The sequence below is a fragment of the Pseudoalteromonas sp. genome (genome assembly GCF_041629635.1).
In the GTDB taxonomy this organism is placed as follows: Bacteria; Pseudomonadota; Gammaproteobacteria; order Enterobacterales; family Alteromonadaceae; genus Pseudoalteromonas.
Window position 1 is genome coordinate 1 of the sequence record NZ_JBFKMX010000085.1, and the last position, 15658, is coordinate 15658.

Here is a 15658-nt window from a genome sequence, read left to right on the forward strand (position 1 = left end):
CCTAACGCTTATTATGTTATTGATATGCAAAATGGGATCTTATCGCGCTGTAAAGAAGAAGGCTACGAACTGCTTATTCACCCTTGTAGTAGCACAGATGAAAACGTATTAGACGAAATACAAACCATGATTGAGCGCTCTCGTTTGTCAGGCTTAGTATTAACGCCCCCCCTATCGGAACGTGAAGATGTCATTGAGTTGCTTGATTCAATGAACATTAACTACGTACGTATTTTGTCAGGTCGTGAACCAACTGAACAAGAAGGTAAATCAAATGCCATCTTTGTAAATGACCACGATGCCGCATACCAAATTACTGAACATCTTATTTCGCTTGGACATAAACACATTGCATTTATTACCGGTGAAAAAGAGCACAAGTCAACACTTGAACGTTTAGCCGGATACAAGGCTGCTTTGAGCGATCATAATATCTCCCTAGATGAATCTCTGATTTTCCCAGGTAAATATTCATTCGAATCAGGTGTGGAAGGTGCAAAAACACTAATGGCTAAAAACAGTAAAGTGACTGCCATTTTTGCCTGTAACGATGAAATAGCAGCGGGTGCATTATTTGCATCGCGCTTGATGGATATAAAAATCCCAGAACAATTATCTATTACTGGATTTGAGGATTCACCCTTCTCAAAACAGACATGGCCAAAGCTGACAACGGCACATCAGTCAAACCAAGATATTGCCACGCAAGCCGCTAAGCTTTTATTTGCAAATAGTCGCCCGACTAAAATCAAAGAAGAAAAAATGGCTGTTTGCTTTACACCAGAATTGGTTGTTCGTGATTCAACAGGTCAAATTGCCTAACGTCATATTTGACTTATGGTTGATGGCTATAAAGGTTAACACGCTCTAATAAAAAAGCAGCGATATCGCTGCTTTTTTATGGGGGATAAAACCTTTTTAGATAAACGCAACGCCACCTGCAAGATTGGTCAGGTTGATAAAGCCAAATTCATTCAGTAATGCACAACAGGCTTTTGAGCGGCGACCACTTCTACACACCAAAACATAACGCTTTGATTTCGCTAATCGCCCTTCTATCATTTCATTAAATAAGCGATGACTTGGGATATTACTTATCATATCACTTGGAATATTTAAAAAGTCACCAAGCTCCCCTTCTTGATGCTCGTAATTTTCACGAATATCCACAATTCCATCAACTTGCTGCGCAACCAGCGCTTGTTTAAGTGATGCACTGTTAATTTCAGTAATTGACTCGCAAGGCAAAAATTGTAATGGCATTTCAACACGGCGGTTATTACTAAACTTGTAAAGCACGCCTTGATTAATTTCAACATCAAAATCAGGCAAGAGTGCGTCATTAGTTAAGTCATATTGTTTCGCATTAGCAAAAATAGCAGCAATGTCAGTGTCAACATTAACTAATCCCGTGACTCTTAGCCCTTGATTTTTAATTAAACGTTCAATCTTTCCCAGCTCACTTGCTTTTGCGTTAATCAAAAGTGCATTTAGAGACTCATTGACAATTACATACATGATTTCGTTATTCAGTACATACTGATTAACACCAACAGCACACGGGGTTTCTTTGCTTTTTTCAAATAGCATACAGGCGTTTGCTAACTTGTCTTTTAACGAGCGAATACGCGCACAGGCATTATTAATTTCTTGCTCTGTTGCCATGGGGCCAAACGATAAGCGAATGGCATTTTCACTTTGCCAAGGCGCTAAATTCATCGCATCTAATACAAAGCTACTCGCTGCGCCCGAACTACAAGCAGAGCCTGCACTTACACGAATGCTGGCGGCATCAAATAAATTCATCACTTCACTGCCCGCAATATTTGCAACACTAAAATTAAGCGTCGTCGGTACAGAGACATCAAAGTCATTGTTAAACACAATTTCATCAAAAGTATATGAAAGCGCTTCGGCAAGGTCTGCGCGGTAGCGTTTTAATGTCTCTAATGGTTTGAATACGTTGCTTGTGCTATCCAGCATCAGTTCAAATAATTTTTTCAGTCCAGCAATGCCCGGTAAATTCTCTGTGCCAGAGCGCGCACCACTTTCTTGACCACCACCTGCAATAAACGGTGTTAATGGTGCATTTTCGCTTAAGTATAAAAAGCCAATACCTTTTGGCGCATACAGTTTATGGCCTGAAAACGGCGCGTAATTAATACTGGTTTTATCAAGATTCAGCGCTTGCTTACCAAGGCCTTGCACACAATCCACCATCCAAAACACATTTGGATTATTGTCACGGATCACTTTATCTAGCGCGGTGATGTCCTGTGTTGCACCTGTTTCATTGTTTACGATCATGGTGCAGATCATCAGCGCATTTTCAATGTGCTTAGCGATAAAATCATGATCTAAAATACCTTTGCTATCGACAGGGATTGCAATTACCTCAGCATTAATTTCGAGTATTGCATTCCAATGTTTTAAAGTGTTAGGTACCGCTTTGTGTTCTGTTGCACCATAAAGTAAAACCGGCTTTTCAATATTATGAGATTTAGCAGCAATTAGTGCCGATACAACCGACGTTTGAATGCCTTCTGTAGCGCCAGATGTAAACAACAATCGGCCTTTTTCTGTACCGATAAGTTTTTTACCTAAGTTACGCGTGTCTTCCATTAAACGCTTAGCTTTTAAGCCAGTAATGTGTGACGATGATGGGTTGCCAAATTCAACTTCCATACAATGCATTACTTCTTTAGCAATCTCACTGTAAACCGGTGTAGTTGCGTTGGCGTCTAAATAAATTAACGACTGGCTCATACTTACTGCTTTATTACTTAATGGAATATCTTATAACATTATTTCAAACATCCTCTTTAAAGGCTAATAATATTTCGTTTTGATATGGCCACTTTTTATAAAGCTTTTTTAAAAACAAAAAAGGCCACTATCACTGTGGCCTTTTCGGGAATAAATACAACGGCTAGCTCAGCACAGTAGTCAGAATAATCATTAATAATAACAGCGCCAGAATCAAACACACTGGCGATAAAAACCTTATTAGTGTTAATGCAACTGGGTGTTTAATATTGGGGTATAAATTACTACGCTTGATTGAAAGTGCATACGCAAATGCCCCTAACGAAATAAGCGTTGAAACAATGCTTATTTCCGTTTTGATTGATATTGAGTCTGAGAAAATTAAAAAGAGCTGTAGCGGCAACATAAAACATACCAAAGCATGTAAAAAATGCACCATCTGGATCAATTTTAACTGCCCTTCTTCACTTAGTTCTTTGATACCAAATTTATGCTCAAAGTGTTTAATCACCTCAGGTAATTCTAGTTCAACCGCTAGGCGATAGGGCGTAAGACCATCAGCGTCTTTTTGCTGATAGTTTACACCGCCGTTGAGGGCTTTGCTGATAATATCTAAGCTGCGTGCACGCACTGCAAAATGCAATAAGTTATTACCATTTAAATCACATTCTCCTGCGCGCTCTTTGGAAAGTAGTGCATCAAATACATTGGCAAATCCTTGCTTTGCAGACCAAATTAACGCTGTTAATCCATCCTCGTCTGTGATCTGCCCTTTTGCACCTTGCTCAATAAAGCGCATACATAAGCTTTGTTTCGAATCTTCTTGAGAAATATGAGACAACAGCGCTCGCTCTAATAAACGGTTATCTACTTCACCATCTGATAGTGCAAGTAGCAAGTCAAAAAAGTCTTCGCCTTGTCTTAATCTGTTGGCAATTTCTTCTGCTAATAGGTTTGTATCGTCGCTCAAATTACTTTTAATAAAAGGAAGTGCAACTTCACGAAAATCGTCATCGGCCCAAATAGCTAACACATCATCTTGGCTGAGCGGCATGCCCAGCTTCAAAAATTGCTGAAACAGTTTAAACAGTCTTAAATGCATGCACAGCGAAGTAAGTGTCAACTCGCTTTGCATTGCAACTTGTTGCCCTATTGACGCGTATTGATCAATACGTGACAAAAGCAATTCACTGGTTGCTTCTTTACTACCTAGTTGTTGCTGTAAATGCTGTAATGCCGATTCGATGTATTGCTGGGCAGTATCATCATATTCAAAAATATGCTGATAAAAACACTGCTCAAAAGGCTCTGCTGGTTTTTGCCACAACAGGTAGTATAAAGGGGGTAAAACACTTGTGCTTATGCCCTGCGCATCTTTGGTCACTTCACACTTGGGCCAAGCTTCAAGTGCGTCTAAAATAAACGCGCCATTTTGCTCCAATAAGCCTTTTAATAAAAGTGGATAAGCCTCAGGCCAAACTAATACTCGCTCAAGTGACAACGCCGTGCTCCATAAGAATTTAAATTACGCGAAACGCGCTAATAGTAACAACTATTTAATTGATGAAAAAGAACTTATTAAGTTCCATTTACTGGGTTAAAATTAAAGAAAACCACCATAAAGGGGCAATTTAATGAGTATCTGGGCCACTATCTTAATAATTGCAATCGTGTTTGGCGTTGTATGGAGCAATATTGCGCTGTTAAAACATTCTGCAAAGATGGATATGAAGAACTTTAATCAAGATCCAATTGAAAAGGCTCGCCGTTCTTTAGAAGAAAAACAACGAGCCGAAAAAGATCAAGAAAATTAACCTACTAACCAGTGTCCCATTAAGGCTATCACAGGTAATGTTACTAAGGTACGCAAGATAAAAATCATAAATAACTCAAAGATATTTACTGGAATTTTGCTACCAAGTAACAGTGCACCAACCTCAGACATGTAAATAAGTTGCGTAACACTCATTGCTGCAACCACAAAGCGTGTCAGCTCACTATTGATATTTTGTGCCGCTAAAATTGAGGGAATAAACATATCAGCAAAACCAACAACCACTGTTTGCGCCGCTTTTTCTGCTTCTGGAATTTGCATTAATTCAAACAATGGAATAAAAGGCGTACCTAACCACTGAAATACTGGCGTATATTCAGCGATTACTAAAGCGATAGTACCAATCGCCATCACCACAGGCAGTACCGCGAATACCATATCAACCGCATTTTTAACACCGTCAATCATGGTTTCTCTGATGGTTTGAGCATGGCGCGCTTTATCAAGCGCAACATCAAGTGAATGTTTAAATAGCGTTTTTCCCTCTGGCAATGCTTCTGGGTTACCCTTCACTTCTTCACCATCAATATAAATATCTTTTTTGTAGCTCAGCGGAGGTAAACGCGGCACGATCAATGCAGCTGCAATACCTGCCATACACACTGTTAAATAAAACGGCGCAAATAAGTGAGCCAGTTTTACTTGGCCAATAACCACTAAACAGAAAGTAATCGAGACTGCCGAAAACGTTGTACCGATGATTGCTGCTTCTCGCTGGGTGTAGTGTTTTTCTTCATACTGCTTTGCAGTCATTAAAATACCTACACTGCCGTCGCCTAGCCAAGATGCAACACAGTTAACCGCACTGCGGCCCGGCACACCAAATAGTGGACGCATCACTTTAGTCAGCAAAGTACCCACTAATTCAAGTAAACCAAAATTCAATAATAATGGCAGTAACATACCCGCAAGAATAAATACTGAAAATAGAATTGGCATTAACTCATGCAGTACTAGACCACCAACAGCATCAGAGTAGATTTCAATGGTAGTGCTGCCAACAGTAAACGCGCCAACTTTCAAATAAGTCATCAGCACAAAAATAGCACCTAATGTGCGCGCTACTAACCAAATTGAGCTAACAATGAGTAAATGGCGAATAAAGCTGCCTGCTTTTAAAAACTTAGGCTTGAGAGCTGTAGCCAGAATCGATATCACCGACATTAACACAATCACCGATGTCACAATTAATGTGATGTGTTCAGCTAATAAGCCTTTCAAAAGCTTCGCTAAAATAGCAATTGGAATAGTAAATTCACCGCCATGATTAATGGGTGTCATAAATAAAAACACACCTATTAATGACGGAATAAGGAAAATCATTATGGTCGCAAAATTACTGCGCGGTGCAGTGGCGTTATTAGCTTCCAAACTCATACTTGTTACCTTTAAAGTGATAGCGGTAATCGATTTGCATAACTGTGCCAAGAATATGCATAACCATTTACTTAATTTCTATTATATTCGCTATTTTTAACTACCGATTAAAAGCAAAAAAGAGCCAATGGCTCTTTTTTACTCAACCTTCAAAAATCTTTATTGAACGTCTACACCACGCTCTTTCAGCATCGCCAGAATCACCTGAAGCGTGTCGCTTAACGTACCTGGTTCAAGCGTTTCACCTTCTGAATCAAGCCATGTAATTGATGTACCACCTGTTTTCGTCTCAGAAACTAATAGCTGATACTGTCCAGCTTCGAGTGGTAATTTTCGAACATCATCACCCCAAATTGAATCCCACACACTTTCATCTGGTGACTCGTAAGTTGCAAAAATAACATTACGCGATTGTTCAATCTCATCAATATCGAAGCCAACTCGCTCAAGGAAGCCTGGGAAGCGTTCAAAAATATCACGTGTTTTTTGTTCAGTGACAAATGCCGCGTTACCATTGTTATCAAAGCCCATTTGCAGTGAAACAATGCCGCGTGCTTTATTGAGTTCTACCATTAGCTGGCGGTAATTAAAGTCAAACTGCTCAACAAAAGCATTCAGTGCTGCGACTTCTAAACGCTGTTGTAATACACCGGTTAAATCATCATATTTAGAAGCAAAGTCAACAAGTTCTACTTTTACCGATGCGGTACGCTTATGCTCTTCAGACTCAACAATGAACTTGAATTTTTGGCGAGATAATTCACGCTCTTCTTGCCACCACCAAACATCAACTGGTTTCTCAATTGAGTGCCAATTAGTGGTAATGAAATTATCTGCTTTGTTTTCAGCTGTTACTTGACGCTCGATAAAAAGATCATCAATTGCTTGCCAGATAAAGCTTTCTAAATCTTGAATACCTTCGTTTTTATCAAAGAAAATTCGCGCTTCTTTATCGCCTTCATTAATCCATGAACCCTGTGCAAAAGTAAGTACTTGAGCTGGCGCTTTAACAAGATATTCAGCACTTTCTTGTGCTGATTGATACTGCGCAACAGTAAGATCATAAGCAGGATCTTGATATGGTTTAGATAGGTGACTAGGCACTTTAAGTTCATCATTAACACGGTAATTGCGTTTATGATGCGAATCATTGGTAAACACTGAACACGCTGTAATCGCCATTGAAATAGCGACCACCAATGAATTTCGGATCCAATACTGCACAAATTTCTCCTTGGTGTGCTTTTTCTTATTTTCATGCTTTGATGAAGCACACACTGTTTGGTTCATAATTTTTTTCTCAAAATTGCCGCCTATGTTACTTTTCCTCAAGGGTAAACACAAGGAAGCGCCGCGTTAACTTTAATTAAAAACGCACAATTCGCTATAATTTTCACCACATCATATATTTACAATGGTTGAACAGCGATATATTTGCTAAAATTCGCGGCCACGTTATTAACCCGTTGAGACTAAAAATGACGTTAAACACTGGAAATCAACTTGTTGTCACAGCCATTGGCGAAGATCGCCCTGGCATTGTAAGTCAACTAACCAAACTGGTTAGTGAGACCAATTGCAATATTATCGACAGCCGTATTGCAATTCTCGGCAATGAATTCACCTTTATCATGTTGCTTGAAGGCGATATGGCCGCCATTAGTCGTGTTGAATACAACATTCCAACGAAAAGTGTTGAGCTCGGTCTCTTGACCATGATGAAACGAACTAGCCAACACCAAGAGAAAGAATATAAAGCAGGTTACAAACTTACTTACCACGGCCCAGATACACCAGGCACATTGAGTAAAGTAACGCAGTTAATGGCTGACTATCATGTAAATATTGCGGCTTTAAAATCAGACAGCTTAGAGCAAGATGGTGAGTTAATAATGCGCTCTGAAATTGACATTAATTTCTCGCGTGAAGTGGATGAAGCTGAATTTAAACATCAGCTTGAGATCATTTTCTCAAAGTCTAACGTAGAACACATTTTAAAACGTATTCGATAGGAAATTGTAATATGAACACGCTTAAAGCTGGCGACAAAGCACCTCTTTTCAAATTAGCCGATCAAAATGGCGATATCTTAGAACTTGCTGAATTACTAAAAGAAAATAAAGTACTTGTGTATTTTTACCCAAAAGCGTCAACACCGGGCTGTACAGTACAAGCAGAGAATCTACGCGATCATAAAGAAGAACTTGCTGCTCTTAACACTGTAGCGGTTGGTATTAGCCCAGATCCAGTAAAACGCTTAAAAAACTTTGAAACGAAAAGAGAGCTTAACTTCCCTCTTTTATCTGATGAAGATCATGCAATTGCAGAGGCATTCGGTGTGTGGGGCTTAAAGAAGTTTATGGGCAAAGAATATGACGGTATTCATCGTTTGTCTTTCCTTGTAGGTCAGGATGGTACCATTGAACACTTCTTTGATAAGTTTAAAACCAAAGATCACCACCAAGTGGTCATTGATTACTTAAAAGAAAATGCTTAATTAACAGCAGTATTTTAATTAAAAAAAGCGCCGAGTGGCGCTTTTTTATTGGTAACGTTTTACGCGAATTATTTTTTCGGCGCTCGACGTTTATTACCTGTTGTAACGCGTTGATTATGCTTTTTAACTGCTTTACGGATCTTATTAATTTTCGCGCGGCGGTCTTTACGCTTCTCTGGCATTACCGATAATTTGGTTTCAGTTTCGCGGCGAAGACCCACTGTTTGACGTAAATAGTTTACATCTTTTAGGTTTAACTCTTCCCAACCACCTTGTGGTAAACGTTTATTTAATAATAAATTACCGTAACGCACACGAATAAGGCGTGATACTTCAACTTCTTGTGACTGCCATAAACGACGTACTTCGCGGTTTCGACCTTCTGTGAGCGTAACATTAAACCAGTTGTTTAAGCCGCTGCCACCTTGAGGTACAACCGAAAGGAATTTTGCAAAACCATCATCAAGCTCTACACCATTTGTCACGTTTTTTAACGTTTGCGGTGTTACTTCACCAAATACACGTACGGCGTATTCACGCTCAACTTCATAGCTTGGGTGCATTAAACGGTTAGCAAGCTCACCATCATTGGTAAATAATAACATACCAGAGGTATTGATATCTAAACGACCAATTGCAATCCAACGGTCATTTTCTAGCGGTGGTAAACGGTCAAATACTGTGCGGCGACCTTCTGGATCTTTGCGTGTACACAGTTCGCCTTCAGGCTTATGGTACATTAATACACGACAAACGCGCTCGTTTGACGCTTCAATCTTAACAGTGTGCCCGTCTAAACGGATTAGTTGGTTTGGTTCAACTCGGTCACCTAAACGGGCAACCTTACCATCTACACTAACACGGCCCGATTCAATAAAGGTTTCACATTCACGACGTGATCCTTTGCCTGCACGTGCTAATACTTTTTGTAACTTTTCGCTCATTATTTTCTCATGTAACTTCGCAGTTAGGAATTGGAGGGTATTCTAGCACACTGCTAATCAAGTTGCGCTGGCTCACTGAGGATTTGTGAGATTTTTTCGTCTTGAGCTGCTGGTAATGGCGGTAATTCATTCAATGACGACAACGAGAAGTGATCTAAAAACTGCTTTGTTGTGCCATAAAGCGCCGGTTTACCCGGTACCTCTTTGTACCCCAACACTTTTACCCAATTGTGCTCTAACATGGTTTTGATGGTTTGACTGCTCACCGTTACCCCACGCACTTGCTCTATTTCACCACGCGTTATTGGTTGACGATAGGCAATTAAACTCAGTGTTTCTAAAAATGCTCGGGAATATTTAGGTGCTTTTTCTTGCCAGAGTTTATTAAGCCATGGCGATAAACTACTACACGCCTGAAAACGATAACCTGAACCCACTTTGACTAAACGTACACCGCGCGTCGCGTAGTGCGCCATAATGGCATCAATTGCAGTTTGAATTCGTTTAAGTGATATCTGAAAGTCACTGAGCACTGTGTCACGCAATTTATCTTTGCTAAGCGGCGTATTTGCCACAAAAATTGCAGCTTCTATAAGCTCAATTAACTGTTCGTCTGAAAGTCGCTTTGCCATAGCACCTTGTTTCGTTGTTATTTTAATTTAAGGTAAATCAGCGAGTTTATATCGCTTTGCTGAACCACAATCAAGCTTTCCTTCACCAGCTCTAAAATGGCGATAAAACTCACCACAACCGCTGCTTTGCCTTCAATATGTTCAAACGCCTGAGAAAATGGCAAAAAGCCATCATTATCAGTTAGGAGCGATAAAATATGTGACATACGTGCACGGGTTGAAAGTACCTCAGCACTGACATGGTGATGCGTTAATGTTTGTGCACGTGACATTACATCGCTAAGTGCCAGCAATAGCTCTTTTACACAAAGGTCGGGTAGCTCGACATCTTGCGAATGCGTTTCATCTAACAGCGCATGGGCAATATGAATATCACGCTCAACCCGAGGTAACGCGTCAAGATTTTCGGCCGCCTTTCTAAATTGTTCGTATTCTTGTAAGCGCCTAATAAGTAATGCCCGCGGATCTTCTTCCTCTTGTTCAAGCTCTTTATGCACAGGTAATAGTAAACGCGATTTAATTTGCGCAAGTAACGCTGCCATCACCAAATATTCTGCCGCAAGCTCTAACTTAAACTCTTTCATCATCTCAACATACTGCATGTATTGCCCGGTTATTTTGGCAATCGAGACATCGAGAATATCGAGTTTGTGCTTTTTAATTAAATACAGCAATAAATCAAGCGGACCTTCAAATGCCTCAAGTGCCACTTCAAGTGCATCGGGCGGAATATAAAGATCCTCAGGCTTATCAGTAACTGCTTTGCCATGTAAAAAGCCAAGCGGTAACTTTTGCTGCTGCATTTCGCTCATTACGGTTACTTAATGCTCTGTGTTTTATTCAAATGGTGCTGGGTCGCCAGCGCCCACACGAATAATCTCAACGGTGTCTTCCGAGAAATCTACAACGGTTGTTGGCTGCTCAGAGAGATAACCACCGTGAATAATCAAATCCACTTGTTTTTCTAGTTGAAAGCGAATTTCTTCTGGATCCGCTTCTGCAAATTGTTCACCAGGTAGAATTAACGAGCAAGACATTAACGGCTCGCCAAGTGCAGCCAAAATCGCTTGAGTAATAATGTGATCAGGTACGCGAATACCAATGGTTTTCTTTTTCTCATTAAGCAAACGACGCGGCACTTCTTTAGTGCCTTTAAAAATAAAAGTGTATTGCCCTGGCGTATTATTTTTAATTAATCGAAACAAACTGTTATCTACACGGGCGTAAGTGGCAATTTCTGATAGGTCACGACAAACCAAGGTAAAATTGTGGTGCTTTTCTAAGCCACGAATACGGGCAATACGCTCCATTGCATGTTTATTACCTATGCTACAGCCGATTGCATAACCTGAATCCGTTGGAAACACAATTACATTGCCTTGCTGGATCATATCAACCGATTGACGCACTAAACGCGCCTGCGGGTTTTCTGGGTGAATATGGAAAAACTGGCTCATTAGATATCCTTAATATAATTCTTGTTCTTTGGCAATCGCCCAATCCTGCCAAATTGGCACACTGGCTTTAGGTAAGTATAAGTTCTTTCCAAGTTCTAACCAGTTGGTTGCAAAATGAAAATCCGAACCTTGTGATGAAAGCAGTTGATATTCTTCTGCAAGCTGCGCTAAAAATTGACGATCACTTGGTGCTTGTTGTGGCAGTGCCACTTCAATGCCATCGCCACCAGCATGTTTAAATTCTTGCAGTAAACGGCGCAACCATTTATTGGATAATTTATAGCGACTTGGGTGAGCTAATACGGCTTGGCCACCTGCAGCTTTTATTGCCTTAACAGCAGTTGCAATATCACACCATTCACTTGTTACATAACCTGGTTTTCCGCGCACAAGGAACTTTTTAAAAACCCCTTGTAAGGTTTTAGCTGCCCCTTGCGCTTGGATCACTTGTGCAAAATGAGCGCGGGTAAGCTGCCCTTTGTTTGCTAAGGTTTTGGCTTCTGCTAATACATTTTCAAAACCGCGCTTTTCGAGTTTTTCAGCCATTTTCCCTGCACGGGTCGCACGTTTTTCAGTTTGCTCGTCAATTAGCGATTTTAGTAGGTCATTATCTGTGTCGATGTTTAACCCAACAATGTGTACTTCAAACGTTTCCCACTTTGTTGAAAATTCTATGCCTTTAACAAGCGTGAGTGGTAACGCCTTAGTATTAATATGTTGCTCAGCAATTGAAAGCCCTTTAACGGTATCGTGATCCGTAATAGCCAAAATATCTACGCCTTTTTCAACAGCGCGTTCTACTAGCTCTTCTGGGGAAAGTTTGCCATCGGAAAAATACGTATGGCTGTGTAAATCAAATTTCATAATTGCGGCTTTCGTATGGATTGCGTGTAATCATACCAAATTCAGCCGTTAATTACTCTTGCTGATTTATTGCTATTGAACTTAGAAATTTAGAGTGTGTTTAACTTTGCGGTCTAAATTCTGTTCAAGTCCAAAGCTTTTTGATCGCGGCGTCGCTTTGTAGGCCTAGTGGGCTAAGTCAAGAAGCGATAACAAAGAACAAAACGCTTTGGGTTGAACCTATTAGGCAGTGCTTGTTTGGCATTTATACTACGTTGCCCTACATGGATGTAGGGTAAGGTGACTTTGCAGGAGCACAAAGTCTTTATCGTTCATTCATGTAGAATAACTACACTACAATCACCCTACCTTGTTTAAATACCAAACAAGCTGCTGCAGAAATAGACAGTAAAGGTAAACACACTCTGATTGCCAACAAAGGTCTTTATCTGTTTAAACTCAATTAATAATAAATAGCGCACTTTACTTTATGAGAATACTGTTAATAACTGTTTTGTCACTTATCGCCTTTGCGGGAAACTCTATTCTTTGCCGAATAGCCCTTGGGCAAGGGCAAATTGATGCAGCCAGTTTTACCTCAATTCGTTTATTATCTGGGGCGATAACGCTTTTTATTCTTTACGCCCTATTTCATAAAAATACACAAACAGTGAGCAAAGGGTCTTGGTTTGGCGCCGTTTATTTGTTTATTTACGCCGTGACATTTTCCTATGCTTATATTTCACTCGAAACCGCTATTGGGGCACTTGTGCTTTTTTCATCGGTGCAATTTAGCATGCTTGCTTATACCTTTTTTTCAGGTACCAAAATTTATCCTATCGAATGGTGCGGCGCGCTAATTGCGTTTATTGGTTTTAGCTACTTAGTGCTGCCTGATATTTCATCACCTTCACTGATTGGTTTTGTGCTTATGGTGGTTTCGGGTATGGCGTGGGCGGGCTATACCTTAGTTGGCAAAAAATCATCTAATCCCCTTGCCGATACCGCCTTTAATTTTATGCGCACCTTACCTTTTATAACGTTACTAAGCTTGATGACACTCAACTCAACTAATGCCTCAACCACAGGGATTTTATTCGCTGTGATAGCGGGCAGTGTGACATCAGGTATTGGTTACGCCATTTGGTATATTGCACTAAAACACTTAACCTCAGTGCAAGCAGCTGTATCGCAGCTCTCGGTACCCATTATTGCCGGTATTGGTGGATTTTTGTTTTTATCCGAGCCTATCAGTGAACGACTAGCGATTTCTGGAGCTATTATTCTAATCGGGATTTTGCTGGTTGTACTTGGTAAAAAGCCACTAAAGCCCTGACTTTATAACTGTTTAAACACTGCTTATAACCAATAAACACTAACAAATCCGATTAGTTATAAAAAATGGCGGTTTTGTGTTGACTCATGTATACAATCTGGGGTTTACTATGGCTGAAACATTTTAGGAATCGTTTAAATGCAATTAGTAACTTCACAAATCAAAACAGTATGGTGGTGGCACTCGTAATCGCGGGTGGGAATAATTGTATCTAAACTATTCTTAAAACCCGCACAATGTGCGGGTTTTTTTATGTCTAATTTGAGGTGAATAATGAGTAATAACAAACAACTAATCCAATGGTGGTGGTTCCTGTAATTAACGCGGGAGGATTCTGTTTGTCTATTATTCAGCCCGCCTTCTAAGCGGGCTTTTTTGTATAAGGAATGAGGCGTGATATTTAGTCATATATCAACCGAGGTCGGTAAAGTTACCAGCATTTCGCTGGCGCGGGACTACATTGAAAGTCCACTAGCACTTTACAGCGCGGTATGTAACAACCCGACTAACTTTAATAGCTTATTGTTAGAATCAGCGGAAATTGATTCAAAAGATAATGTAAAAAGTTTAATTTTAGCCGATGCTGCTATTCGTATTGAATGTAATGGTGACACGGTAACGTTTGATGCAAAAAGCAATAACGGCAAACAGCTACTACCCCATTTAGCTGGCTTTTTTAAAGATCACAAAGTTGAACTTGCAAACTCAAGCCTAAGCATTGTGTTTGAACGCGATACCAGTTTGATGGATGAAGCGAGTCGCTTAGTGGCTGACAATGCATTTACCGCATTAAGACAATGTGTAAATAATATTGAAAGCACCACAGAATCTCATTTTGCAGTATTTTTAGGCGGCACTTTTGCCTACGATATGGTTGCCAACTTTGAGTCACTGCCAAACGTGCCAAACGGCGACAACACAACCCCTGATTTTATTTTTTATCTTGCAGAAACACTGATTGTTATTGACCATCAAGCAAATACCACAGAACTAATTGGTAATGTATTTAGCGGCCCCGACGCACACGCCAACTGTTTTGAAGTAGGCCAAAAGCTCGAAGCACTTAATAAACTGTGTGACGATTTACCAGCTTATAATGCCCCAACCTTTCCGGGCGCTGTAAGTGAAAGTGTTGATATTGACGACGCAACCTTTTGTCAGCAAGTCGAAACCCTTAAAAAACACATTGTTGATGGCGATATTTTCCAAGTAGTGCCGTCTCGCTGTTTTTCATTACCCTGTGCTGACTCGCTTGCAGCATATCACCAACTTAAAACACAAAATCCAAGCCCTTACATGTTCTACATGAAAGATGAAAACTTTGTGTTATTTGGTGCATCACCCGAATCTGCGCTTAAATATTGCCAAAGCACCAATCAAGTAGAGGTCTATCCAATTGCCGGTACGCGTGCCCGTGGCAAAAATGCTGATGGCAGCATTAACTTTGATCTTGATAGCAAAATTGAACTAGATCTGCGCGATGATAAAAAAGAGCGCGCCGAGCATATTATGCTGGTTGATTTAGCACGTAACGACATTGCCCGTATTTCAACGCCGGGTTCGCGTTATGTAAAAGAATTATTAAAAGTTGACCGCTACTCACAAGTAATGCATTTAGTGTCGCGCGTGGTGGGTCAATTAAAACCTGAGCTGGATGCACTACATGCCTACCAAGCGTGCATGAATATGGGCACCTTGGTTGGCTCGCCAAAAGTAAAAGCAGCCGAGCTAGTGCGCATTACCGAAGGTAAACGTCGCGGCAGCTATGGTGGTGCTGTGGGTTACTTAACTGGTGATGGTGCAATGGACAGCTGTATTGTTATTCGCAGTGCCTTTGTTAAAGATAATACTGCTTACGTGCAAGCTGGTGCGGGCGTAGTATATGACTCAGTGCCGCAACTCGAAGCAAACGAAACTCGCCAAAAAGCACAAGCGGTTATTCGTGCAATTAAGTCTATCTACCAAGGAGAAG

Annotated in this window: 15 protein-coding genes; 6 read left to right on the top strand and 9 right to left on the bottom strand. The window is 40.4% G+C overall.

Annotated features, from left to right (window positions below; all coding sequences use genetic code 11):
• Nucleotides 1-822 (top strand): substrate-binding domain-containing protein (locus ABYD77_RS12465; protein ID WP_372770341.1); only part of this gene is annotated, 822 nt, incomplete at its 5' end.
• A 96-nt stretch (nt 823-918) separates the two neighbouring features.
• Here ABYD77_RS12465 and ABYD77_RS12470 read toward each other — a convergent pair.
• Both ABYD77_RS12470 and ABYD77_RS12475 read right to left on the bottom strand, forming a co-directional pair.
• A complete protein-coding gene (locus ABYD77_RS12470) occupies nt 919-2766 on the bottom strand; it encodes an aminotransferase class V-fold PLP-dependent enzyme (protein WP_372770343.1) in 1848 nt (615 codons plus the stop codon).
• A gap of 163 nt (nt 2767-2929) precedes the next feature.
• Nucleotides 2930-4267, bottom strand: a complete 1338-nt coding sequence (locus ABYD77_RS12475; RefSeq protein WP_372770345.1) for an ankyrin repeat domain-containing protein — start codon at nt 4265-4267, stop codon at nt 2930-2932.
• 133 nt (nt 4268-4400) lie between these two features.
• On the opposite strand from ABYD77_RS12475, the gene ABYD77_RS12480 reads away from it, so the two are divergent.
• A complete protein-coding gene (locus ABYD77_RS12480) occupies nt 4401-4580 on the top strand; it encodes a DUF2897 family protein (RefSeq protein ID WP_372770347.1) in 180 nt (59 codons plus the stop codon).
• Here the strand turns inward: ABYD77_RS12480 and ABYD77_RS12485 are convergent.
• Nucleotides 4577-5977 carry a YjiH family protein gene (locus ABYD77_RS12485; protein ID WP_372770349.1) on the bottom strand — a complete coding sequence of 467 codons (1401 nt, stop codon included), beginning with the start codon at nt 5975-5977 and terminating at the stop codon, nt 4577-4579. The two genes, ABYD77_RS12480 and ABYD77_RS12485, sit on opposite strands and share 4 nt — an antisense overlap.
• 159 nt (nt 5978-6136) lie before the next feature.
• Nucleotides 6137-7201, bottom strand: a complete 1065-nt coding sequence (gene bamC / locus ABYD77_RS12490) for an outer membrane protein assembly factor BamC (protein ID WP_372770351.1) — start codon at nt 7199-7201, stop codon at nt 6137-6139.
• 254 nt (nt 7202-7455) lie between these two features.
• Between bamC and ABYD77_RS12495 the strand changes: the two genes are divergently transcribed.
• Nucleotides 7456-7989, top strand: coding sequence for a glycine cleavage system protein R (locus ABYD77_RS12495; protein ID WP_372770353.1), 534 nt, complete (start codon nt 7456-7458; stop codon nt 7987-7989).
• Nucleotides 7990-8000: 11 nt separating this feature from the next.
• Nucleotides 8001-8474: a thioredoxin-dependent thiol peroxidase gene (gene bcp, locus ABYD77_RS12500; RefSeq protein ID WP_372770355.1), complete on the top strand. Its 474-nt coding sequence runs from the start codon at nt 8001-8003 to the stop codon at nt 8472-8474.
• A 68-nt stretch (nt 8475-8542) separates the two neighbouring features.
• Here bcp and rluB read toward each other — a convergent pair whose 3' ends face one another.
• The 5 genes from rluB to ABYD77_RS12525 are packed head-to-tail and all read right to left on the bottom strand — an operon-like array spanning nt 8543 to nt 12374.
• The gene (rluB, locus tag ABYD77_RS12505; protein ID WP_372770357.1) at nt 8543-9418 is read right to left on the bottom strand and encodes a 23S rRNA pseudouridine(2605) synthase RluB; all 876 of its coding nucleotides are present in this window, start codon (nt 9416-9418) and stop codon (nt 8543-8545) included.
• A 53-nt stretch (nt 9419-9471) separates the two neighbouring features.
• Nucleotides 9472-10050, bottom strand: coding sequence for an SMC-Scp complex subunit ScpB (gene scpB, locus ABYD77_RS12510; RefSeq protein ID WP_372770359.1), 579 nt, complete (start codon nt 10048-10050; stop codon nt 9472-9474).
• 17 nt (nt 10051-10067) lie between these two features.
• The gene (locus ABYD77_RS12515) at nt 10068-10862 is read right to left on the bottom strand and encodes a ScpA family protein (protein ID WP_372770361.1); all 795 of its coding nucleotides are present in this window, start codon (nt 10860-10862) and stop codon (nt 10068-10070) included.
• 24 nt (nt 10863-10886) lie between these two features.
• Nucleotides 10887-11507: an L-threonylcarbamoyladenylate synthase gene (locus ABYD77_RS12520; protein WP_372770363.1), complete on the bottom strand. Its 621-nt coding sequence runs from the start codon at nt 11505-11507 to the stop codon at nt 10887-10889.
• Nucleotides 11508-11516: 9 nt separating this feature from the next.
• Nucleotides 11517-12374, bottom strand: coding sequence for a PHP domain-containing protein (locus ABYD77_RS12525; protein ID WP_372770369.1), 858 nt, complete (start codon nt 12372-12374; stop codon nt 11517-11519).
• Nucleotides 12375-12840: 466 nt separating this feature from the next.
• Here ABYD77_RS12525 and ABYD77_RS12530 point away from each other — a divergent pair, with 466 nt between their 5' ends.
• Together ABYD77_RS12530 and ABYD77_RS12535 are read left to right on the top strand one after the other, a co-directional pair.
• Nucleotides 12841-13686, top strand: coding sequence for a DMT family transporter (locus tag ABYD77_RS12530; protein ID WP_372770365.1), 846 nt, complete (start codon nt 12841-12843; stop codon nt 13684-13686).
• 393 nt (nt 13687-14079) lie between these two features.
• Nucleotides 14080-15658, top strand: a 1579-nt coding sequence (locus ABYD77_RS12535) for an anthranilate synthase component 1 (RefSeq protein ID WP_372770367.1), incomplete at its 3' end; no start/stop codon positions are given.